The sequence below is a fragment of the Bradyrhizobium sp. BLXBL-03 genome (assembly GCF_051853015.1).
GTDB lineage: Bacteria > Pseudomonadota > Alphaproteobacteria > Rhizobiales > Xanthobacteraceae > Bradyrhizobium > Bradyrhizobium manausense.
The window spans coordinates 5852190-5874505 of record NZ_CP182470.1 but is presented as its reverse complement, the minus strand read 5'-3'; the positions used below and the strand labels follow the sequence as shown (position 1 = coordinate 5874505).

The window sequence follows — 22316 nt, the reverse complement described above, 5'->3', positions numbered from 1 at the left end:
CTACATCGCCTTTCCCAGCAGAAATGGCAACTGGCGAGGTCCCCGCACCGTGCCCTGCGACCAGGTCACGGTGCCGGCGGGATCGAGGGCGAAGTCCGGAATTCGCTTCAGCCATTCCTCCAGCGCAACCTGCATCTCCATTCGCGCCAGATTGGAACCGACGCAGCGGTGGATGCCGAGGCCGAAGGCGGCATGGCGGTTCTCCCGGCGATCGATCACGACCTTGTCGGCGTCCGGAAACATTTTTGGGTCCCGGTTGGCGGCCGGGAAGGACAGCAGCACCATGTTGCCCGCCTTGACCGGACAGCCCGAGACCGTGGTGTCCTTGACCACCTCGCGGGCCATCGTGACAGGCGAATAGGCGCGCAGCAGCTCCTCCACGGCGGTGGGCATCAGACCTGGCTCGGCGATCAGCCGCGCGCGATCTACAGGCGTCCGGGCGAGATGCCACAATGAGGAGCCGATCGCGCTCCAGGTGGTGTCGATGCCCGCGATCAGGAGCAGCCGCAGCGAGCCCAGCACGTGCGACTCTTCCAGCGGCTGGCCCTCCTTGTCCTTGGCGTTCATCAGATAGGAGATCAGGTCGTCGGTCGGCTTCGACCGGCGCGCCTCGATATGCCCCCTGAAATACTCGCTCATCTCCTGCACGGCCTGCATCAGCTTGGTCTCGTCCCTGATGCCGAGCTCCAGGATCATGTGGATCCAGTTGATGAAGAGATCGCTGTCGCTTTCGGGAATACCGAGCATGTGGGCGATGGCCCGCACCGGGATGTATTTGCTGTAGCGCGCGGCGGCGTCGACCTTGCCGTCGGCAATGAACCCGTCGATCAGCTCGTTGCAGATCGCCCGCATCCGCGGTTCCAGCTTCTTCATCGCATCCGGCGTGAAGGGCGGCAGCAGCAATTGCTTGGCCGGCTTGTGCACGGGCGGGTCCGACGTGATCGGCGGGGCCGCGTTCCTCGCGACCTCGGGCCGGACGTCGCGAACGATGATTCGGCGCGAGGAGAAATGCTCGGTGTCGTTGGCGATCGCGCGCACCGCCTCGTAGGTCGTCGGCATGTAGCAACCGAGGAAGCGCTCGGTGTGCACGATCGGACTCGCGGCGCGCAACTCCTCCCAGATCGGAAACGGGTCGTCCGTCCATTGCGGATCGGTGTGGTCGAAATCGTTGACCCAGTCGGTCACGGGCGGATGGGCGACGGGCTGGCTGACATCGGACATCGGAAGAATCCCTTGAGGCTCGTGTTCGCTGAAGGCGCGCGCGGGCAGGCGCCGCGCTACTCCTCGATCACATCGATCGCGATTTCCGGGCAGTTGGATTTGGCAAGCCAGGCCTTGTCTTCGAGCCCTGGCGGAACTGTGCCATCGCCGGCCTCGTGGGCGTTGCCGTATTCGTCGAGCTCGAACAATTCAGGCGCCAGCGCCTTGCAGCGTGCATGGCCCTGGCATTTGTCGGGATCGACGTGAACTTTCAGTCGTTCTGCCATTGCGGCTCCCTCGGTCGCGTGCGCGTAGCCCGAGGGCTGCGCGTTCCTCTTAATCTATTGTCGGCGGCATTTGCCGCTCATTCTAAGTTATATGCTATTACATTCGCGGCAGGCTTCCCCTGTCAAGCGCAAACTTATAGGCTTGCCCCTAACATGCGATCGCAACTCGCCCGCAAGCCCGAGAATACCTACCACCATGGCGATCTCCGTGACGCCCTGATCAAGGCCGCGTTGCGCGAGGCGGAGCAGGGCGGGGCGGAAGCGATCAGCATCAAGGCCCTGGCAAAGCAGCTCGGCGTCTCCCAGCCGGCACCCTACCGACATTTTGCCGATCGCGAGGCGTTGCTGGCCGCGGCGACCGCCGAGGCCTTCCGGCAGTTCAGCGCGATGTTGCGCGAAGTCATGACGAAGCCGTCGAAGCAATCGAAATTGTCACGGCTGGCGCAGGCGACGCTCGATTTCGGTCTGCGCCGTAACGGCGTCTACCGTTTGATGTTTGCATCCCGCACCGTCTCTTGCGCGGCCAAGGGCAGCGAGCTGCACGAGGCCACGCGGGAGACTTTTGCGCTCGTGATCGAAGCGCTGGAGGCCCCCGCGGTCGGCTATTTGCGCGAGCGGCAGGCGCTGAAGATCTGGGCGGCGCTGCACGGCGTGGTGATGCTGGCCGCGCAGGGCCTGTTCACCGGCGAGGCCGCGCATGCCACGCGCGAGGAGCTGGTCGAGGATTTCGTCAACGAGACCAAGGCCGCGCTCGCCGTTGCGATCAAGGACGCGCAGCGACGCAAGAAGGCGGGCGCTTAAGGCATTGCCTCCAGCAGCCCCTTCAGCTTCTCGACCGCGCTGTCCGGCGTCGTCACGACCGGACGGCCGGTGGCCTCCGCGACCAGCGGAGCTGATGATGCGATGCTGAACTGGGCCAGTGCGATCACGTCGCAGTCGCGCAGGTCTTTTGACGCCTCGACGATCAGCCGGTCATGCGTGGTGCGGTCGCCGCGATCGAGTGCGGCCAGCGCGCCCTCGGCGAGTTTCGGCACGATCTGGACGGAGGCCGGAAACTCCGGCGGCATCGAGGCCAGCGTCGGCGGGAAGGTGGAGAGCAAGCCGATGCGCTTGCCCATCGTCACCGCTCGCTCGATCATGGCTTCGTTCGGCTTCAGCACCGGCATCGGTGCGTGTGCGCGCGCGACCGCTTCGATGCAGGGGCCGAAGGCCGAGCAGGTGAACAGGATCGCGTTCGCGCCCGTGGCTGCGGCGTAATCGCCGAGCGCGAGGAAGCGCTCCGTCATGGCGTCGCCAAGCTTGCCGTCACGCGCCAGATCCGCCGACAGGCTGTCGTCGAGCAGGTTCATCAGCCGCGCCTCCGGCCACGCTTGCGCGAACGCCGCCTCGATGGGGGCGATGGAGTGCTTGAGGGCATGGATCAGGGCGATGCGAGGAGATGTCGTCATTGAGCGTGACTACCTGGGAGGTCTCGTGCCCCCGGACGCAGCGCAATGCGAAGTATTGCGCTGCAGAGCCGGAGCCCATTGTAGCTGCTGGGTCCGCGGCTCTGCGCAGCGGCGTACCGGACGATGCTTCGCATCGCCGGGAACGCCGCAGCGCGTCCGGGACATGCGGCCTTACTTGAACGGCACCGCGTACATCAGGCCGCCCTTGCTCCAGAGGCCGTTGAGGCCACGTTCGAGCTTGAGCGGGCTCGCTTTGCCGACATTGCGCTCGTAGATCTCGCCGTAATTGCCGGTGGCCTTGATCGCCGTGACCAGCCATTTGTTGTCGAGACCAAGCCGCGAGCCGAGATCGCCGGTGGTGCCGAGCAGCCGCTGGATGGCGGGCGTCTGCGACTTCGTCATCTCGTCGACATTGGCCTGGGTGACGCCGAGCTCCTCGGCTTCGATCAGGCCGTAGTGCAGCCAGGTGATGATGTCGCTCCAGACCTCGTCGCCATTGCGGGTGAAGGGGCCGAGCGGCTCCTTGCTGATGGTCTGCGGCAGCACGACGTAGTCGGCCGGGTTCGGCGCCGCGGTCGTCACCGCGCCGGCGAGCGCCGAGGCGTCCTGGGTCATGGCATCGCAGCGACCGCCGAAGAAGGTCTGGTACATGGTGTCGACGCGGTCGAACACCAGCGGCTTCCAGTCGATGCCGTTGGCGCGGCCGTAATCGCCGAGCGTGACCTCGTGCGTGGTGCCCTGCGCGACGCAGACGGTGGCGCCCTTGAGATCCTTGATCTCCTTCACGCCGAGGTCCTTCTTCACGACAAAGCCCTGGCCGTCGTAGAAATTGATCGGACCCTGGCGCAGGCCAAGCGTCACGCCGCGCAGGTACGTCTGCGTCGAATTGCGGTAGAGCACGTCGATCTCGCCGGACTGCAGCGCCGTGAAGCGGTTCTGTGCGGTCAGCGCGACATAGCGCACCTTGTTGGGATCGCCGAGCACACCGGCGGCGAGCGCGCGGCAATAGTCGACGTCAAGGCCCTTGTAATTGCCCTGAGAATCCGGTGCCGAGAAGCCGGCAAAGCCGGCGCTGACGCCGCACACCAGCGTGCCGCGGCTCTTGACCGTATCGAGCGTCGCCGCCTGGGCGACCACCGTCGTCGCCGCGAGCACGCAAGCTGCGATAACCACTTTCCTCATCATGCTACTCTCCCCTCAATGATTGACACTACTCAACACGTTGTCGACGCTCGTGCCGAGCTTGTCGACGATCTGGTCGATCTCATCTGCAGACGCGATATAAGGTGGCGCCAGCAGCACATGGTCGCCGCGGACGCCGTCCACGGTGCCGCCGCCGGGATAGCAGCCGAGCCCGTTGGCGAACGCTTCCGCCTTGATCTTGTGGTTCAGCTTGAGCGCCGGATCGAAAGATGTGCGCGTGGCGCGATCGGCGACGAGCTCGATCGCCCAGAACAGGCCGCGTCCCCTGATGTCGCCGACATGGCGGTGATTGCCGAAGCGCTCGGTGAGCCGCTGCTCGAGCTGCTTGCCGCGCTGCTTCACTTGCTCGAGCAGATTGTCCTCGCGGATCACGTCCTGCACGGCGAGCGCCGCCGCGCAGGCGAGGGGATGTGCGAGATAAGTGTGGCCATGCTGGAACGCGCCAGATCCGGCGCGGATGGTGTCGATGATCGCCCTGCTCGCCAGCATCGCACCGATCGGCTGATAGCCGCCGCCAAGACCCTTTGCGATCGCCTGGATATCAGGGGCGACGCCTTCCTGCTGCCAGGCGTGCGTGGTGCCGGTGCGGCCCATGCCGCACATGACCTCGTCGAGAATGAGCAGCGCGCCGTGCCGATCGCAAATCTCGCGCACAGCTCGGAAGTAACTGTCCGGCGCAGTCACCGCGCCGGCGGTGGCGCCGACGACGGGCTCGGCGAGGAACGCGGCGACCGTGTTGGGGCCAAGCCGCTGAAACTCCGCTTCGAGCTCCGCGGCGAGGCGCGCCACGAATTGCGCGTCGGATTCGCCGTCGCGCTTCTCGTGATACGCAAACGCCGGTGTCACATGGCTGAAGGCGGCCGAGAGCAGCGGTGCGTAGGGCGCGCGGCGCCAGGCATTGCCGCCGGCGGCGAGCGCGCCGAGCGTATTGCCGTGATAGCTCTGGCGTCGTGCGATGAAATGCTGCCGCTGCGGTTCGCCGCGCTCGATGAAATATTGCCGCGCGAGCTTGATGCTGGCCTCGATCGCCTCCGATCCGCCGCTGACGAAATAGGCGTAGGCGAGGCCGCCGGGCTCATGGCCGACGAGCCTTTCGGCGAGCGCCTCGGCCGGCTCGGAGGAGAAGAACGCAGTGTGCGCATAAGCGAGCGTCGAGGCCTGCTTCGCCATCGCGGCGATCACACGCGGATGCTGATGCCCAAGGCAGGACACCGCCGCGCCGCCGGAAGCGTCGATCACGCGCCGCCCGTCCTCGGCAAAGAGATAAACGCCTTCGCCGCCGATCGCCTTGGGCGGCGTTTCGCGCAGCGAACGATGCAGCACGCGGCTGGTTCGGGTGCTCATGGGTCAACCTTTCTCCGAGACATAGGTGGAGGCTGCAGCGAGTCGCGCCTCGGTATCCTGAAGGCGCTTCTTGGCGGCCGTGCCGCCGAGCGAGAACGTTACCGCGGCCAGCGACTGCGCGATCGCGAGCGCGCCGGTGAGGCTCGGGAAGAATCCGGGCGAGGAGGCTGCTTCGAACAGCAGCACGTGATCGGCGCCTTCGGCCATCGGCGCGGCAAGGCTGTCGGCGATCGCGATCAGCGTTGCGCCGGCGTGATAGGCGGCCTGTGCGACGCGGACGCTGGCATTGGTGTAGGGCATGAAGCCGATCACGATCACGGCCTCGCCGGAACGGAACGCGCCGAGATCGAGATCGTCGGGGCCGGAGGCGCCGACGATTTGCACCTGCTCGGGGCGGAACAGCCTGAGTTCGTAGTTGAGCAATTCGGCGACGCTGCGGCAGCTGCGATAACCGGTGATCCAGATTCGGTTTGCATCGTGCAGCGCGCGGGCCGCGTCCGCGATCGCGTGAGCGGAGATGCGCGGCAGGCCGGCGGCTTCGGCCTCGAGCTTGTCGGTGATGAGCGTGACGTCGGCATGCGGGCCGTGGCGGCGCCCTTTTGCGCGAGCCGAGAACGGCGAGGTCTCGGACGGCCGCCGTGCCTCGGTCAGCGCCGCGCGCAATTCGTCCCAGCCGGAATAGCCGATCGCCTTGGCAAGACGCGTGAACGCGGCAGGATCGGCGCCGGCCTCCGCCGCGAGATCACGCATCGAGCGGGTGGTGGCGTCGTAATCGTTGGCCGCGACAAAACGTCCGACCTCCTGCAAACGCAGGGGGAGCGACGGCAACGCAATGCGCAGTTCGCTCAACGGCGAGGATTTCGCTGATACGACCATGAAACATTTGTTGCATGGAATAGATTTTGATGCAACAGTTGATGCGCGCCGCCGGAAATCGCTGTTTTCGAGAAGGATTTTTGTGCTGTGACCTCAGATGATCCCAGGCCGCCGCCGCGCCGCAGTTTCCTTGGCGCGCTCGGGCCAAACGAATTGAGGGGCCTGTTCTGGCAGGTGCTGGTGGTCGGCATTGCCGTTGCCGTCATCGTCTTCCTCTGGTCCAACACGGTCACCAACCTGTCGGCGCGACGCATCACCACCGGCTTTGCCTTTCTCGGCCGCGAGGCCAGCATGCCGATCGCCGACAGCCTGCTCGCGTATAATCCGAGAGACAGCTACCTCTGGGCCTTCGTCGTCGGCGTCGCCAACACGCTGCGCGTCGCGATCATCGGCATCGTGCTCGCGACCATCCTGGGCACGCTGATCGGCATCTCGCGGCTGTCGGCGAATTGGCTGCTGTCGCGACTTGCCGCCGTCTATGTCGAAGTCCTGCGCGACATTCCGCTGCTGCTTCAGCTCCTGTTCTGGTACGTGCTGATGCAGGGCTTGCCGGCCGCACGCGCGGCGTGGCGGCCGGTCGACGGCGTGTTCCTCTCCAATCGCGGCCTGATCTTGCCGGCGATCCCGATTCTGGCGCCGCAGCTCTGGGTGCTCGGCACGGCCGTGCTGGGCTTCATTGCGTTCCTTGTCATCAGGCGATGGCTGGTCGCGCAGCAGATGCGCGACGGCAAGCCGCGTCCGGCCTGGCCCTTTGCGCTCGGCCTCATTGTCATACTGCCATCAACGGTGTCGCTGCTGCTCGGCGTGTCCTGGACGATCGAATGGCCGCAATTGCGCGGCTTCAACTTCGTCGGTGGGCTGACGCTCGCGCCGGAATATTTTGCGCTGCTGATCGCGCTCGTCACCTACACCTCGGCCTTCATCGCCGAGATCGTGCGCAGCGGCATCCAATCGGTGCCGCGCGGGCAGTGGGATGCCGCCAGCGCACTCGGCTTGCGCCGCAGCTTCATGCTGCGGCAGATCATTCTGCCGCAGGCGCTGCGCGTGATCGTGCCGCCGATGACGAGCCAATATCTCAATTTGACCAAGAACTCCTCGCTCGCGGTCGCGATCGGCTATCAGGACGTGGTCTCGGTGGCCAACACCACGCTGAACCAGACCGGCCAGGCGATCGAGGTGATCTCGCTGATCATGGCCGTGTTCCTCACCATCAGTCTTGGCATCAGCTTCTTCATGAACTGGTACAACGCGCGCATCGCGCTGGCGGAGCGCTGAGCATGACCGCGATCACCGACATGCCGGATCTGCCACGCGCCGCCCGCCGCCCGCAAATCGGCAACCCGGTGCTGCGCTGGCTGCGCACCAATCTGTTCTCGTCGATCGCCAACGGCATTCTCTCGATCGTCCTGCTGGCGGTGCTGGCCAAAGGCGTGATCAGCTTCGTGCAATGGGGCATCGCGAACGCGGTCTGGCTCGCGCCGGCCAACGATTCCAGCGCCTGCAAGGCCGTGCGCGGCTTAGGTGCCTGCTGGGCGATCATTCCTGAAAAGTACCGCTTCATCCTGTTCGGGACCTATCCGTTCGACGAGCAGTGGCGGCCGGCGTTGTCGGTCGCGCTGTTCATCGCGCTGTACTTTCTCTCCACCCGCCGCGCCCTGTGGCGGCGCGAGCTGGTCTATCTCTGGATCGGCGCGCTCATGCTGATCAGCGTGCTGATGTGGGGCGGCCTGTTCGGACTGTCGTTCGTCTCGCAGGATCGCTGGGGCGGCTTGCCGGTGACGCTGATCCTGGCGACGTTCGGATTGGCGTTCGGCTTCCCGCTCGGCATTCTGGTCGCGCTCGGCCGGCGCTCAAAGCTGCCGGCGATCCGTTCGCTCTCGGTGTTGTATGTCGAGCTGATCCGCGGCGTGCCGCTGGTCAGCCTGCTGTTCATGGCGAGCGTGATGTTTCCGCTGTTCATGCCCGCGGGGTTCAACATCGACAAGCTGCTGCGCGCGCAGATCGCGATCATCCTGTTCGCAGGGGCCTATCTTGCCGAAGTGATCCGCGGCGGTCTCCAGGCCGTGCCACGCGGGCAATATGAAGCGGCCGACGCGCTCGGGCTGTCCTACTGGCGCAAACATCGCCTGGTCGTGCTGCCTCAGGCGATCCGCCATGTCATCCCGCCGCTGGTCAACACCTTCATCGCGTTCTTCAAGGACACCAGCCTGGTGCTGATCATCGGCATCTTCGATCTGCTGACGACCGCCAAGACCGCGATCATCGATCCGGCTTGGCAGCAGTTTTCGGTCGAGGTCTACATTTTCGTTGCCGCGATCTATTTCGTCTTTTGCTTCGCGATGTCGCGCTACAGCCGCAGCCTGGAGGCGAGGGGAAGGTGAGGCTTCTCGTGTCCCGGACAAGGTGCAGCGCGCGAGCGCTGCGCTGCGTCGGGGGCACGAGAGCGGCTACTTCACCCTGGGATCGATCGGCGTCTGCCCGCGCACGCCCAAAATGTCCTCCAGCACCTTCGCGCCGGCGATCACCTTCGCATCCGCGCGCGGTGCGCCGACGACCTGGACACCCACCGGTAAGCCCGAGGCGGTGAAGCCGCAGGGCAGCGACAGCGACGGGCAGCAGGCGAGCGTGATGGCGTAGACGATGCCGAGCCACTGGATGTAATTCTCGAACCGCTTGCCGCCGCATTCGGCGACATAGCGGTGCTCGATCGGGAAGGGCGGCACGATCGTGGTCGGCGTCAGCAGCAGATCGTAGGTCTTGAAGAACTCGATCGCGCGCGCGGTCATGCCGACGCGCTGGGCTTCGGCGCGGGCGAGCTGATCGACCGTGAGCTTGAGGCCCTCCTCGATGTTCCAGATCACCTCGGGCTTGAGCAGGTCGCGCTTGGTGCGCAGCAGATTGGCCTTGGTCATGGCGAAATCGAAGGCGCGCAGCACGTGGAAGCATTCATGCGCCTCGCGCCAGTCCGGATGCGCCTCCTCGACGATGGCGCCGGCCTCCGCGAAGCGTTCGGCGGCCTTGCGCGTGATCGCCTTCACTTCGGGATCGACGGGTGTGATGCCGAGATCGGGCGAATAGGCGATGCGTTTCGGCTTTTTGGGCGACTGCGCCGCCGACAGGAACGAGGTTGTGGGTGCCGGCAGCGAGAGCGGATCCTCCGCATAGTCGCCGCTCATGGCATCTAACAGCAGCGCGAGATCCTCGACGTTGCGCGCCATCGGGCCGACCACGCCGAGATTGCGGTTGATGGCCGACTTGGGCGTATGCGCGACGCGGCCGATGCTCGGCCGCATGCCGACAACGCCGCAGAAAGCCGCCGGGCTGCGCAAGGAGCCGCCCATGTCGGAACCTTCTGCGAGCCACGCCATGCCGGTGGCGAGCGCCACGGCGGCGCCGCCTGACGAGCCCGCCGCCGATTTCGTCGTGTCCCAGGGATTGAGCGTCGCGCCGAACACGTCGTTGAAGGTGTTGGCGCCGGCGCCGAACTCCGGCGTGTTGGATTTTGCGTAGACCACCGCGCCATTGGCTTCGAGGTTCTCGACCATGAGGTCGGACTTGACTGGGATGTTGTCCTTGAAGATCGGCGAGCCCTGCGTGTTCAGCACGCCTGCGACATCGGTCAGGTCCTTGATCGGCACCGGCAGCCCCGCCAGCAGCCCGCGCGCACCGGCCGGCTTCTGCATCAGCGCCTTCGCGTGCGTCCGCGCGCGATCGAAGCATAGGATCGGCAACGCGTTCACCTTGCCGTCGACATCCTTGACGCGCTTCTCCAGCACCTCCAGCAGCTCGAGCGGAGAGACGTCGCCGGAGCGCAAGATGTCGACGACGGTGCACGCGGTTTCGCGGATCAGGTCTTGAGACAAGTGCTTACTCCTGTGCTTATCGTACGTCTTTGCGAGCGTACCGAAGCAATCCAGTCTGTCGCCGCCGATGCATTTCTGGATTGCTTCCGCCTTCGCCAAAGGCTTCGGCGGACAAGCCGCTGCGCTCGCAATGACGGAGAAATCTAACCCCAGCCGGCGCTGATGCCGCCGTCCACCGTATAGATCACGCCGGACGTATAGCCGGCGCGATCCGATGCCAGGAACGCCATGAGGTCGCCGATCTCGCGCGCATGCGCGGGGCGGCCGAGCGGCAGGCCTTTCTGGAATTCCTTGTAGCGGCTCTCGTCGCCGAACTGGTGTTTTGCGCGGGTCTTGAGCAAGCTGACGTGGCGATCGGTGCCGACGGGGCCGGGATTGATGCCGACCACTCGGATATTGTCGGCAAGGCTCTTGCTTCCGAGCGCCCGGGTGAAGGCCATCAGCGCGGCATTGCCGGCGCTGCCGCAGATGTAATTGGCGTCGAACTTTTCGCCGGCAGCGCCGATGTCGTTGACGATGACGCCGCCGCCTTTGGCCTTCATCTGCGCATAGACCTGCCGCGTCAGGTTGATGTAGCCGAACACCTTCAAATCCCAGGCGTGGCGCCAGGTCGCTTCATCGATCTTGTCGATGGAGCCGCCGGGGATATCGCCGGCATTGTTGACGAGCACGTCGATATCGGCGGCGTCCTTGGCGAGCCGCGCCACGTCCTCTTCCTTGCGCAGATCCACGACACTCGTCGCGGCATCGATCTGATGCGCGGAGCGGAGGCGGTCGGCCAGCGCCTTGAGCTGATCGCCGCTGCGGGCGGCGAGCAGGAGGTTTGCGCCTTCCTCGGCAAACGCCTCGGCGGCGGCGGCGCCAATGCCCTTGGACGCGCCTGTGATCAGGACGCGCTTGCCACGCAGATGCAGATCCATGGGAGCTACTCGCAGAATGGATACGGGATGAAATCAGTAGGCGCTCGGTTGCGCCATGGTCAACATTGCAGTGCAGCGTTGCACTGCTGCCGACTTTGGTCCATTGCAGTGCGGTCAAAACGACGGCGGCTGCCGGACCAACCAAGGACGTTCTCGATGAGCAAGAAACATTACCGCATCGCGGTCATTCCCGGCGACGGCATCGGCAAGGAAGTGATGCCCGAGGGCCTGCGCGTTCTGGAGGCAGCGGCCAAAAAGCACGGCGTGTCCTTGCATTTCGATCATTTCGACTTCTCGTCTTACGACTATTACGAGAAGCACGGCCAGATGATGCCTGACGACTGGAAGGAGAAGATCGGCAAGCACGACGCGATCTATTTCGGTGCGGTCGGCTGGCCGGCGAAGATTCCGGATCACGTCTCGCTGTGGGGCTCGCTGATCAAGTTCCGCCGCGAGTTCGACCAATATGTGAATTTGCGCCCGGTGCGGCTGATGCCCGGCGTGCCGTCGCCGCTGGCTGGCCGCAAGCCCGGCGACATCGATTTCTGGGTGGTGCGCGAGAACACCGAAGGCGAATATTCCTCGGTCGGGGGCCGCATGTTCCCCGACACCGACCGGGAGTTCGTGACGCAGCAGACGGTGATGACCCGCACCGGCGTCGACCGCATCCTGAAATTCGCCTTCGAGCTCGCCCAGTCGCGGCCGAAGAAGCATCTGACTTCGGCGACCAAGTCGAACGGCATTTCCATCACCATGCCCTATTGGGACGAGCGCGTGGAGGCGATGGCCAAGAAGTATCCGTCCGTGAAATGGGACAAGTACCACATCGACATTCTCACCGCGAACTTCGTGTTGCACCCTGATTGGTTCGACGTCGTCGTCGGCTCCAACCTGTTCGGCGACATCCTCTCCGATCTCGGCCCGGCCTGCACCGGAACCATCGGCATCGCGCCGTCGGGCAACATCAACCCTGAAGGCAATTTCCCCTCGGTGTTCGAGCCGGTGCACGGCTCGGCGCCCGACATCGCGGGGCAGGGCATCGCCAACCCCATCGGCATGATCTGGTCCGGTGCGATGATGTTCGAGCATCTCGGCGAGAAGGAAGCCGGCCGGTCGATCGTCGAAGCGATCGAGCGCACGCTGGCCGAACGCACGCTGCGTACGAAGGATCTCGGCGGCAATGCCGACACCACGGCTTGCGGCAAGGCGGTTGCGGATATGGTGGACTGATCCGGTGCTGCACCCTCTCCCTTTTGCCGGAGAGGGTGCCCGGCGCCCTCAATTGTGAGGGTATTTCGCCAGCAGCTCGCCGCCGCCTGAGTTCGATCCGTCGTTGCAGTCCTTGAAGGATGCATAGCTTGTCGGCGTGAAATTCACGTGGTCGGTGACGATCTGTCCGTGCGTGGATTCGATGCCCCATTCGATCAAGCCGAGATGGAGCGACTGGAGATAGCGCATCAGATCCAGCGCTACAGCCGGGGTGTTCTTGCCCGTGCAGCCGTTGGTGGGGGTTGCATTCCATTCGGTCACCAGCGCCGGAAAGGTCCTGGCGCTCGCACCGAACTTCGCATCCCATTGCTGCCGACGATCGAAGGCGCCGCCGACCAGATAGGGGTGAATCGCCAGCGCCATGCGGTTCGGCATGGAATCGTGAACCAGCGGGAAAAGGTCATTTGTAACGCGGGCCCAATCAAGCCCGTCGAGCAGCAGGATGTTGCCGGCCTTTCGTCGTCGGACGGTGTCGATCAGCGTTTGCATCTCGCTCGCCCATTCCGCCTGAACGCCGTCGCCCTTCTTGCAGGGCTCGTTGAAGAGCTCGAGCATGATGGCGCTGTCGGCAGGTAACAGGGGCGTCAGCGTCTCCCAGGCGCGCGTCGTGCTGGCGGATGGCATGCACTTCAAATCCTGCGTGCCGTCTTGTTGTGCGTCGATCACCAGCACCACCGCAAAACCATGACTGCGCGCGAGCTTGACTGCATCGACGATTTCATGCGCGTAGCCTTGATCGTAGATCGCGGCCTGCCGGTCGAGGCCCGCCTGGCTGATATGGAAGCGGAGCGTATCCACGCCCAGGTGCTGGCGCACCTCATTCAATTCAGCCTCGCCCCAGTAGCTGCGCTGGAGCTGTGCTGATTTGTCGACAGCAAAGAACTTCGGCGGCTTGACGAAGGCGTTGACGTCAACGCCCTTGGCCTGCCACGGCTGGCCGTCTCTGTAGAAAGTATGCCCCTTGATGACGATATCCAGGCCGAATGCCGCCTCGTGTGGCAGCAGGCTGACCAGCACGGCGAAAACAAAGAACGGATATCTGAGCATGTCGAGACCGAAGTTCGCGTGAATGTTCCGCTGAGGCAGCGGCTCCCCCGCCGCCACACGAAGGCGCGGGCGTTGCGAACAGAGTGCACGGCCTGCGTGTACGCACGATGAATGATCGCGCCGTCGGGCAACATCAACCCCGAAGGCAACTTCCCCTCGGTGTTCGAGCCGGTGCACGGCTCCGCGCCCGACATCGCGGGGCAGGGCATCGCCAACCCGATCGGCATGATCTGGTCGGGCGCGATGATGTTCGAGCATCTCGGCGAGAAGGAAGCCGGCCAATCGATCGTCGAGGCGATCGAGCGCACGCTGGCCGAACGCACGCTGCGCACCAAGGATCTCGGCGGCAATGCCGATACCACGGCTTGCGGCAAGGCGGTTGCGGATATGGTGGACTGAGGCGGGGGGACCCTGCGTAGGGTGGGTTAGCCGAAGGCGTAACCCACCTCTTCTGTTTCTGCGGATACGAACAATGGTGGGTTACGCCGAGCGGTTTGCGCTTCGCGCAATCCGCGCGGCTAACCCACCCTTCTGTAACGGGCTTTCAAAGGTCAATCCCTTTTTTGCGTCGTACCGTTCGCCGGGGTCTTGCTTCTGTACGGGGTCGGCGCAAGGCCGCCACCTGATGGGGTTTGAAGAGGATAGGCCGACCAATCTACGTTCGCGTGGTCGCAAGGGCCACTGGATGGGTTGCGGTCTGACCTGATCCATCGTCCCGGCGAGGGGACTTCGCTTCGAGAGGGAGGTGTCGTGACCCGCTCGAAAACCTTTTGCCTCCTTGTTTAAGCTGCAGCAGCGATTTTCTTGTGGGCTGGATTGAACGGCGTCCCATCGACCAGCATCCGATGCATGATCACAGCTAATCTGCGCGCCAGCGCGACCTTCGCCTTGCTCATGCCGGCTCGCTTGGCGATCCGCATCGCCCAGCTCTTCAGCTCGGTGCAGCCTTTGAGCGGCTTGGTCAGCATGATGTGTGCGGCCTCGTAGAGCGCGGTGCGCACCGAAGCGTCACCGATCTTGCTGATCCGACCGGTATAGTCGGTCTCGCCGGACTGATACTTCTTCGGGGTTATCCCGAAATGCGCCCCCACTTGCTTGGACGATTTGAATCGGGCTGGATCGTCAATTGCCGAAGCATAGGTGAGCGACACAACCGGTCCGACGCTCGGGGTCGACATCAGCAGCTTGGCTTTGGCATCGGAACGCGCCATCCGACGAACCTGCTTCTCAAAACCGTTGAACTCGCGCAGCAGCACAGCGTGTACCGCCAGCAAGGCCTCTGCGACGGTCTCCAGGTTCGGGTGACCTGCCACCAGCTCACGGATCCGTCCGCAAAAACTTCGTTCTGTCGTCGGTCCGACCTTGAGCCCAAACCCGCGCAAGATCCCGCGCAGGCTGTTCTCGACATCGCGCAACTTCGACTGCACCAGCTTGCGGGCGGTCAACACCGTGCGCGTCTCCTGCGCGTCCATCGACTTGCAATGCACCGGGCGGAACCAGCCGAGCCGCATCAACTGGGCGATGCCGCGCGCATCGTTGCGGTCAGACTTCACCGGCATCGCCTCAAAGGCTTTGCGGACGTGCCGCGTCTCCAGTAGCTCCACTGCAAGACCGGCAGCCTTCATCGCCGCAAACAGCCATTGTGACAGCGGTCCGGCTTCCAGCCCGATCCGCTCGAGGCCCAAACCCAAACCGTGGAACCAGGCGATCAGTGCCTCCGGCTCGCTCGTCACCTTGGCCTCCCGCAAAATCTTGCCGCTGGCGTCAACAACACACACGCTTGAGCATTCCAATGATACGTCGATTCCGGCATAGTGGTGCATGGTCGTTCCTCAATGATGCTTGGAGCGGGCTTGCCCGACTCCGTTTGATACCATCAGTCTGAGGGACGACCGCCTCCCAAGCCAGCCGCGCGACGCGCGCCTTCAAATAGCGCCGTAGCTAGCGCGGCTGGCTTGGGAGGCCTCCGTGCCCGTTACCCCATCTACGATTAAACATAGGCTTCGGTCGCAACTAGCCGGCGATCTTCTCGATCGCCGCCTGGTCCAGCCCGAACTTCTTTCCGGCCTCGATGATCTCCTGCCAGGTGGTCGGATCGACCGGAATGCCTTCCGCGAGCCGCTTTGTCTTGGTCTCGCGTTCGGGTTCGCCGGCGATCTTCACCTTGTCGACGCCGGGGGCGGGAGGCGAGCCGGTGTGCCAGGCGACGAAGCTTTCGACCTCGCGTGCAAGATTCTCCGCGGTGCCGAGCTTGGCCGGATCGATCACGATCGAGAGCATGCCGTTGATGACGTTGTACTTGCCGTCGGACGGGCCCTTGACCACTTGGCCGCCTGACAGCGCGCCGCCAAGGATTTCGCACACCAGCGCGAGCCCCGAGCCCTTGTGCTCGCCGAATGGCAGGATGGCGCCGTAGGGCGGGATCACGGTGTAGCGCGGATTGACGGTCGGCTTGCCCTCATGATCGATGATGGTGCCGGGCTCGAGCTCGGCGCCCTTGTTGTGGGCGACCCGGGTCTTGCCCTGTGCGATCCGGCTGGTGGCGAAGTCGAGCACGACCGGCTCCTTACCCCTGCGGGGAATGCCGACGCAGAACGGGTTGGTGCCGTGGCGCGCATCGCTGCCGCCCCAGGGCGCCACGATCGGGCGCGAGATCACGTTGACGAAGTGGATCGAGACCAGCCCGTGGTCGATGCACTGCTCGGCCCAGTGGCCGATGCGGCCGATATGGTGCGCGTTGGAGAGGCCGACGAGACACACACCGTTCTGCTTGGCGCGCGCGGCCGCGAGCTCCATCGCTTCATGGCCGATCACCTGGCCGTAGCCGGTGAGGCCGTCGAGGGTGAGGAGCGGTCCGGTGTCGAGCACGATCTTGACGTGCGCGTTCACGGCGAGGCCGCCATTGACGACGCTCTGGACATAGCGCGGGATCATGCCGACGCCGTGCGAATCGTGCCCTTTGAGATTGGCTTCGACCAAGTTGGTCGACACGAGCTCGGCTTCGCGGTCCGAGGAGCCGCCGGCCTTGACGATGGCGCGGATGGCATTGGTGAGCGGCTCTGCTTTGATCGTGCGATAGTCGGCCATTGTTGTTGCTCTTGTCCCTTCACGATTTGATGGGGGCGTAGGGTGGGTTAACCGAAAGCGTAACCCACCACTTCCGTCTCCGAGGAAACCAAGGAGGTGGGTTAGGCCTAGCAGATGCGCCCTGCGCATCTGCAGGCTAACCCACCCTACGAATTCACGATCCGGCGGCAATGGACCCACGCCGCCTCGATCAGGTTCTCGCTCGCTTCCGGTGTGCGAAAGGCCGAATGCGCCGACAGCGTCACGTTCGGAATCTTCGTCAGCGGATGATTCGCTGGCAGCGGCTCGATGTTGAAGACATCTAAGCCGGCATGCCGGATATGGCCCGAGTTCAAAGCATCGATCATGGCCTGCTCGTCGACGATGGCGGCGCGCGCGGTGTTGATGAAGACCACGCCCGGCTTCATCTTGGCGATCTTCTCGCGGGTGATCATGCCGCGCGTCTCGTCGTTGAGCAGCAGATGCAGCGACACGACGTCGCTCCGCGCCAGCAGCGTGTCGAGATCGGTGAACTCGACGCCCGGATGGCTCTTCGGCGAGCGGTTCCAGGCGATCACCTTCATGCCGCTGCCGGACGCGATCCGTGCGACCTCCGCCGCGATGCCGCCGAACCCGATCAGGCCGAGCGTCTTGCCGGTGAGCTGCATGCCGTCCTCGCGCAGCCAGTTTCCGGCCCGCATCTCGCGGTCCATCATCGCGATGACACGGGCCGAGGCCCACATCAGTGCGATCGCGGATTCGGCAACCGCCGTGTCGCCATAACCCTTGATCAGATGCACGGAGATGCCGAGCTCGGCGAGCTCCTCCGGGTTCATGTAGCTGCGTGCGCCGGTGCCAAGGAATACGACGTGCTTCAGCCCCGTGCACTTCTTCGCAACCTCGGTCGGAAGCGCCGTGTGGTCGACAATCGCGATCTCGGCGCCGTCGAGGATCTCAGGATATTGCCCGGGCTTGATGTCGGGATCCCTGTGGATGCGAACCTTGGGATCACCGGGCTTCTCCAGCCGCTCCATGATGACGGCGAGCGCCTCATTGGCGTCGACGAAAACTCCGCGCATGTCTATCTCCGATCAGGATGCGACGCCGGCAACCGCCAGCACGGTGTGCATCAGCACGTTGGCGCCCGCGGCGCAGTCGGGCTGCGTGGCGTCTTCCAGCTCGTTGTGGCTGACGCCGTCCTTGCAGGGGACGAATACCATCGCGGCCGGCATGATGGTGTTGAGGTTGCAGGCGTCGTGGCCGGCACCGGAGGTAATGCGGCGGGAGGAGTAGCCGAGCGTCTTGGCGGCATTCTCGACCGCCGCTATCAGCTTCGGATCGAAATGCGTCGGTGCCTTGCGCCAGACCAGATCGATCGTCACCTCGACCTTGCGGCGTGCAGCGATCTCGGCGATGGCGGCGCGCAAGTCGCGATCGAGCGCATCCATGATCGCGCCATCGGCGCTGCGGCAATCCATGGTGAAGGCGATCTCGCCGGGAATGACGTTGCGCGAGGGCTTTGCGATCACGGCTTCGCCGATGGTGCCGACGGCGTTTGGTCCGTGCTTCTTCGCGATGGCCTCCATTGCCAGCACGATCTCCGACAGTGTCGCCAGCGCATCGCGCCGCAGCGGCATCGGGGTCGATCCCGCATGGCTCTCGAAGCCGGAAATCTTGCCGTCGTACCACAGCACGCCCTGGCCGGAATCGACCACGCCGATGGTCTTGCCCTCGGCTTCGAGGATTGGTCCCTGCTCGATGTGCAGTTCGACAAAGCAGCCGAGTTTCAGGAAGCCGACCGGCTCGTCGCCGCGGTAGCCGATGCTGTCGAGCGCCTGGCCGACGGTGGTGCCGTCGATGTCCTTGCGCGACAGAATATCGTCGGTGGTGAAATCGCCGACGTAAGCGGCGGACGCCATCATTGCCGGCGCGAAGCGCGAGCCTTCTTCATTGGTCCAGTTGACGATGCAGATCGGCGCTTCGGTCTCGATACCGGCGTCGTTCAGCGTGCGGATCACCTCGAGCGCGCCGAGCGTTCCCAGAATGCCGTCATACTTGCCGCCGGTCGGCTGGGTGTCGAGATGCGAGCCGATGCCGACGGGCAGCTTCGACATGTCGCGGCCCTTGCGCAGGCCGAATTGCGAGCCGAGCGCATCGGTGTGAACCTCAAGCCCGGCGTCTTCGCAAGCCTTTCGGAACCAGTCACGAACCTGCTTGTCTTCGCTGCTGAGCGTCAGCCGCCGCACACCGCCTTTGGCCGTCGCGCCGAATTGCGCGGTCTCGTGGATGGAGCCCCAAAGGCGGGCGGAATCGATTTGAAGGTTGGTCGCGGCTCGGCTCATGCGTCTCTTCCATTATTCGCTGTCATTCCGGGGCGATGCGAAGCATCGAACCCGGAATCTCGAGATTCCGGGTCTGGTGCTTGCGCACCATCCCGGAATGACGGGAAAGGTTGTCCGGCGCCTTTTTCAATGACGCGCCAGCGCGGGCGCGTCAACCGCGAGGCTGCTCTGCGCAATCTGACATGCAAGCTCGGCGACGCGCTGCACTGCGACGACGTCGGGGGAGGCGAGCCAGCTCGCCGTGAATGTCAGCGGTGCGATCTGAAGGTCGGTGTCGAGCAATTGCAGCCGGCCGTCGGCGAGCTCGTTCTCGACGATGGCGTCGGGGATCACGGCGATGCCGAGGCCTTCCACCGCCATGTGGATCACGGTGGCGAGCGAGGCGGAGGCGTGAAGACGGATCGGGGGCAAGTCGGGCCGGTCGAACACCTCGCGTACCACCTCGTAGGGCCTGGTCTTGCGCGGGAAGGTGATGATCGGAAACCGCGCGAGATCGGCGAGCGTGACAGGCCCGTGGCCAAGCCCGAGTGACGGGCTGGCGAGAAAGCCGATCGGATAGTCGGCGAGCATGCGGTTGTGCACGCCCGAGGCCGACAGCGGTCCGACCACGAAAGCCAGCTCGATCTCTTGCGCGAGCAATCGCGCGGTGAGGTTCGGCGTGATGTCGACCTCGATCTCCAGCGACAGGTTCGGATAGATCTCGTTGACGCTCTTTACCAGCCGCGGCAGCCAGGTGTGCACGATGGTCTCGGCGACACCGAGCCGCATCACGCCGCGCATGGCAGAGCGATCGCCGATCTCGGCCATCATCGCGGCGCGCAAGCCGATCAGCTTCTCGGCGTAGACCATCATCTGCCGGCCGCTCGGGGTCGGCGAGGCCACGCGATGATCGCGGTTCAGGAGCTTGACGCCCATCTCGCGTTCGAGCTGGGCGATGCGTTGGGAGATCGCCGGCTGGGTGGTATTGAGCCGCGCCGCGGCGCCTCGGAAGCTGCCGAGCTTCACAACCCAGAGGAAGGTTTCGATCGACCTGAAGTCCAGCATTGGAAGGATTTTCCCGATCGATAAATTTACTTTATCGATATCGATTAAAAAGGACGATTAGACTTTATAGTATGCTTGATGTTGGCTAGGCTTGTCGAGTTCATAGGCAGGTCGATGAAATGACTGTTTTGGTGGCAGCGCAGCAAACTGAAACGCCCGACACGCTCCCGAGCCGCCAGGCGCGGCTGGCCTATCGCGGCGGCCAGGTCGGATCCACCGCGGGGGTCGCCCCTGGCTTCGTCCAGGGCAATCTGGCGATCCTTCCCGCCGAATACGCCAGCGCCTTCCACCGCTTCTGCCAGCTCAATCCGAAACCGTGCCCGATCATCGGCATGTCGGATGTCGGCAGCCCCTACATCCCCGCGCTTGGCGCCGACCTCGACATCCGCACCGACGTGCCGCGCTACCGAGTCTGGCGTGACGGCGAGGTCGTGGACGAGCCTACCGATGTCACCAGCTATTGGCGCGACGATCTCGTGACCTTCGTACTCGGCTGCTCGTTCTCGTTCGAAGAGGCGTTGCTCGACGAGGGCATGCCGATCCGTCATATCGAAGAGAACGTGCGCGTTCCGATGTACCGCACCAACATCGCCTGTGGCGAAGCAGGGCCGTTCGCCGGCCCGATGGTGGTCTCGATGCGTCCGTTCAAGCCGGCCGATGCGATCCGCGCGGTGCAGATCACCTCGCGCTATCCGGCCGTGCACGGCGCGCCCGTGCATCTCGGCCATCCGCATTTGATCGGCATCAAGGATATCGCCAAGCCTGACTATGGTGATCCCGTACCTGTTGCCGATGACGAGATTCCGGTGTTCTGGGCCTGCGGCGTGACGCCGCAATCGGTGATCAACGCCGCCAAGCTACCTTTCGCAATCACCCATTCGCCCGGCTTGATGCTGGTGACGGATCTGAAGAACAGGAACATGGCCGTGATTTAGTAGGCAGCGTTTGCTGCTTCTTCGGGCTTTACGCAGTTTGCCAATCGTTTCATTCGATACGCGCGAATAACAGGGGACTTAGCCAATGACGATCACTCGCCGCGACGTTCTGCTCGGAGCCACCGCCGCTGCCGCACTGCTGCCGCTAGCCGCACGCGCGCAAACGTCCGAGGTGGTGATCGGCGCGACCTATCCCCTGTCGGGCGCCGGCGCCCAGGTCGGTGTCGATGCGCAGCGCGCGTTCGAGACCGCAATCGACATCATCAACAACGATCAGGATTTCGTCCTTCCGCTGGCAAAGGGCGTCGGCTTGCCGGGTCTCGGTGGTGCCAAGATCCGCATGGTGTACGCCGACCACCAGGGCGACCCGCAAAAGGGACGCGCCGAAGCCGAGCGACTGATCACCCAGGAGAAGGTCTGCGCGGTGCTCGGCTCCTATCAGAGCGCGGTCGCGGTCACGGTCAGCCAGATCTGCGAGCGCTACCAGGTCCCGTTCCTGTCGGCGGACAATTCCTCGCCCAGCCTGCATCGCCGCGGGCTGAAGTACTATTTCCGCGCTTCGCCGCATGACGAGATGTTCTCGGCGGCGATGTTCGACTTCCTCGACTCGATGAAAAAGAAGGGCGTCAAGGCCGATACGCTGGCACTGTTCCACGAGGACACGATCTTCGGCACCGACTCCGCCAACGCCCAGACCAAGCTCGCAACCGAGCGTGGCTACAAGATCGTCGCCGACATCAAGTACCGCGCCAACTCGCCGTCGCTGTCGGCTGAAGTCCAGCAGCTCAAGGCCGCCAATGCCGACGTGTTGCTGCCCTCGAGCTACACCACGGACGGCATCCTGCTGGTCAAGACCATGGCCGAGCTCGGCTACAAGCCGAACGCGATCCTGGCCCAGGCGGCCGGCTTCTCCGAAAAGGCGCTTTACGATGCCGTCGGCGACAAGCTCGAGGGCGCCATCACCCGCGGCAGCTTCTCGCTCGATCTCGCCGCCAAGCGGCCGATGGTCGGCAAGATCAACGATCTGTTCAAGGCGAAGTCGGGCAAGGATCTCAACGACAACACCTCGCGGCAATTCATGGCGATGATCGTGATTGCGGACGCCATCAACCGCGCCAAGTCGACTGACGGCGAGAAGATCCGCGACGCGATGGCCGCAACCGACATTCCGGGCGAGCAGACCATCATGCCCTGGAAGCGGGTCAAGTTCGACGACATGGGCCAGAACAACGACGCCGATCCGGTGCTGCTGCAATATATCGGCGGCAAGTTCGTTACCATCTTCCCGGCGCAGGCGGCGGTAGCCGAAGCTGTCTGGCCGATGAAGTGAGGATGGAATCGGAAGCTCGCACGATAGCTTCCGATCCTGGTCATGCGGAGCAAGGCGGAGGGCTGCGTCGGCTAAGACGAGGGCACGCCTGTCCTTTGCAATGCGCGTTCGATGTCGCCCCTCGGGGTGAGGGCTTTTTCTG

20 protein-coding genes and 1 pseudogene are annotated in these 22316 nt (G+C 64.2%); 7 read left to right on the top strand and 14 right to left on the bottom strand.

Annotation, left to right across the window (positions count from 1 at the left end):
* Window positions 1–1221: a cytochrome P450 gene (locus ACNJX9_RS28150; protein ID WP_057753184.1), complete on the bottom strand. Its 1221-nt coding sequence runs from the start codon at window positions 1219–1221 to the stop codon at window positions 1–3.
* A gap of 56 nt (window positions 1222–1277) precedes the next feature.
* The gene (locus tag ACNJX9_RS28145; protein WP_018648108.1) at window positions 1278–1487 is read right to left on the bottom strand and encodes a ferredoxin; all 210 of its coding nucleotides are present in this window, start codon (window positions 1485–1487) and stop codon (window positions 1278–1280) included.
* A 153-nt stretch (window positions 1488–1640) separates the two neighbouring features.
* Between ACNJX9_RS28145 and ACNJX9_RS28140 the strand changes: the two genes are divergently transcribed.
* Window positions 1641–2288 carry a TetR/AcrR family transcriptional regulator gene (locus tag ACNJX9_RS28140; RefSeq protein WP_439405258.1) on the top strand — a complete coding sequence of 216 codons (648 nt, stop codon included), beginning with the start codon at window positions 1641–1643 and terminating at the stop codon, window positions 2286–2288.
* On the opposite strand, the gene ACNJX9_RS28135 is transcribed toward ACNJX9_RS28140, so the two are convergent.
* The 4 genes from ACNJX9_RS28135 to ACNJX9_RS28120 form a co-directional block, all read right to left on the bottom strand.
* Window positions 2285–2935: an aspartate/glutamate racemase family protein gene (locus ACNJX9_RS28135; RefSeq protein WP_439405256.1), complete on the bottom strand. Its 651-nt coding sequence runs from the start codon at window positions 2933–2935 to the stop codon at window positions 2285–2287. The two genes, ACNJX9_RS28140 and ACNJX9_RS28135, sit on opposite strands and share 4 nt — an antisense overlap.
* Before the next feature lie 171 nt (window positions 2936–3106).
* Window positions 3107–4120 carry an amino acid ABC transporter substrate-binding protein gene (locus ACNJX9_RS28130; RefSeq protein WP_057753177.1) on the bottom strand — a complete coding sequence of 338 codons (1014 nt, stop codon included), beginning with the start codon at window positions 4118–4120 and terminating at the stop codon, window positions 3107–3109.
* A gap of 12 nt (window positions 4121–4132) precedes the next feature.
* Complete coding sequence (locus ACNJX9_RS28125; RefSeq protein WP_439405254.1) at window positions 4133–5482, bottom strand: aspartate aminotransferase family protein; 1350 nt, start codon at window positions 5480–5482, stop codon at window positions 4133–4135.
* Window positions 5483–5485: 3 nt separating this feature from the next.
* Window positions 5486–6358, bottom strand: a complete 873-nt coding sequence (locus tag ACNJX9_RS28120; protein ID WP_439405253.1) for a MurR/RpiR family transcriptional regulator — start codon at window positions 6356–6358, stop codon at window positions 5486–5488.
* Between the two features lie 87 nt (window positions 6359–6445).
* On the opposite strand from ACNJX9_RS28120, the gene ACNJX9_RS28115 reads away from it, so the two are divergent.
* The gene (locus ACNJX9_RS28115) at window positions 6446–7633 is read left to right on the top strand and encodes an amino acid ABC transporter permease (RefSeq protein ID WP_439405251.1); all 1188 of its coding nucleotides are present in this window, start codon (window positions 6446–6448) and stop codon (window positions 7631–7633) included.
* 2 nt (window positions 7634–7635) lie between these two features.
* Window positions 7636–8739, top strand: coding sequence for an amino acid ABC transporter permease (locus ACNJX9_RS28110; RefSeq protein WP_439405249.1), 1104 nt, complete (start codon window positions 7636–7638; stop codon window positions 8737–8739).
* 66 nt (window positions 8740–8805) lie between these two features.
* Here the strand turns inward: ACNJX9_RS28110 and ACNJX9_RS28105 are convergent, their stop codons facing one another.
* Window positions 8806–10221 (bottom strand): amidase, encoded by a 1416-nt coding sequence (locus tag ACNJX9_RS28105; protein WP_439405248.1) that lies wholly within the window; start codon window positions 10219–10221, stop codon window positions 8806–8808.
* A 143-nt stretch (window positions 10222–10364) separates the two neighbouring features.
* Window positions 10365–11141: an SDR family oxidoreductase gene (locus ACNJX9_RS28100; protein ID WP_057753169.1), complete on the bottom strand. Its 777-nt coding sequence runs from the start codon at window positions 11139–11141 to the stop codon at window positions 10365–10367.
* 156 nt (window positions 11142–11297) lie between these two features.
* Here ACNJX9_RS28100 and ACNJX9_RS28095 point away from each other — a divergent pair, with 156 nt between their 5' ends.
* A complete protein-coding gene (locus ACNJX9_RS28095) occupies window positions 11298–12371 on the top strand; it encodes a tartrate dehydrogenase (RefSeq protein WP_439405247.1) in 1074 nt (357 codons plus the stop codon).
* A gap of 48 nt (window positions 12372–12419) precedes the next feature.
* Here ACNJX9_RS28095 and ACNJX9_RS28090 read toward each other — a convergent pair whose 3' ends face one another.
* Window positions 12420–13457 carry a cellulase family glycosylhydrolase gene (locus ACNJX9_RS28090; protein WP_439410142.1) on the bottom strand — a complete coding sequence of 346 codons (1038 nt, stop codon included), beginning with the start codon at window positions 13455–13457 and terminating at the stop codon, window positions 12420–12422.
* Between the two features lie 114 nt (window positions 13458–13571).
* On the opposite strand from ACNJX9_RS28090, the pseudogene ACNJX9_RS28085 reads away from it, so the two are divergent.
* A pseudogene (locus ACNJX9_RS28085) lies at window positions 13572–13856 on the top strand (isocitrate/isopropylmalate family dehydrogenase); the annotation flags it as partial.
* Between the two features lie 383 nt (window positions 13857–14239).
* Here the strand turns inward: ACNJX9_RS28085 and ACNJX9_RS28080 are convergent.
* The 5 genes from ACNJX9_RS28080 to ACNJX9_RS28060 all read right to left on the bottom strand — a co-directional run bounded on the left by ACNJX9_RS28080 (window position 14240) and on the right by ACNJX9_RS28060 (window position 19909).
* Complete coding sequence (locus ACNJX9_RS28080) at window positions 14240–15280, bottom strand: IS110 family transposase (RefSeq protein ID WP_439405246.1); 1041 nt, start codon at window positions 15278–15280, stop codon at window positions 14240–14242.
* 190 nt (window positions 15281–15470) lie between these two features.
* Window positions 15471–16544, bottom strand: coding sequence for a malate/lactate/ureidoglycolate dehydrogenase (locus ACNJX9_RS28075; RefSeq protein ID WP_439405245.1), 1074 nt, complete (start codon window positions 16542–16544; stop codon window positions 15471–15473).
* 146 nt (window positions 16545–16690) lie between these two features.
* On the bottom strand, window positions 16691–17602 hold the full coding sequence (locus tag ACNJX9_RS28070) for an NAD(P)-dependent oxidoreductase (RefSeq protein ID WP_057753163.1): 912 nt from the start codon (window positions 17600–17602) through the stop codon (window positions 16691–16693).
* A gap of 12 nt (window positions 17603–17614) precedes the next feature.
* Window positions 17615–18865 carry a Zn-dependent hydrolase gene (locus tag ACNJX9_RS28065; RefSeq protein WP_439405244.1) on the bottom strand — a complete coding sequence of 417 codons (1251 nt, stop codon included), beginning with the start codon at window positions 18863–18865 and terminating at the stop codon, window positions 17615–17617.
* Between the two features lie 126 nt (window positions 18866–18991).
* Window positions 18992–19909, bottom strand: a complete 918-nt coding sequence (locus ACNJX9_RS28060) for a LysR family transcriptional regulator (protein WP_057753159.1) — start codon at window positions 19907–19909, stop codon at window positions 18992–18994.
* Between the two features lie 119 nt (window positions 19910–20028).
* Between ACNJX9_RS28060 and ACNJX9_RS28055 the strand changes: the two genes are divergently transcribed.
* Window positions 20029–20844, top strand: a complete 816-nt coding sequence (locus tag ACNJX9_RS28055) for a putative hydro-lyase (RefSeq protein WP_057753157.1) — start codon at window positions 20029–20031, stop codon at window positions 20842–20844.
* An 85-nt stretch (window positions 20845–20929) separates the two neighbouring features.
* Complete coding sequence (locus tag ACNJX9_RS28050) at window positions 20930–22174, top strand: ABC transporter substrate-binding protein (protein WP_057753155.1); 1245 nt, start codon at window positions 20930–20932, stop codon at window positions 22172–22174.
* Window positions 22175–22316: the final 142 nt, after the last annotated feature.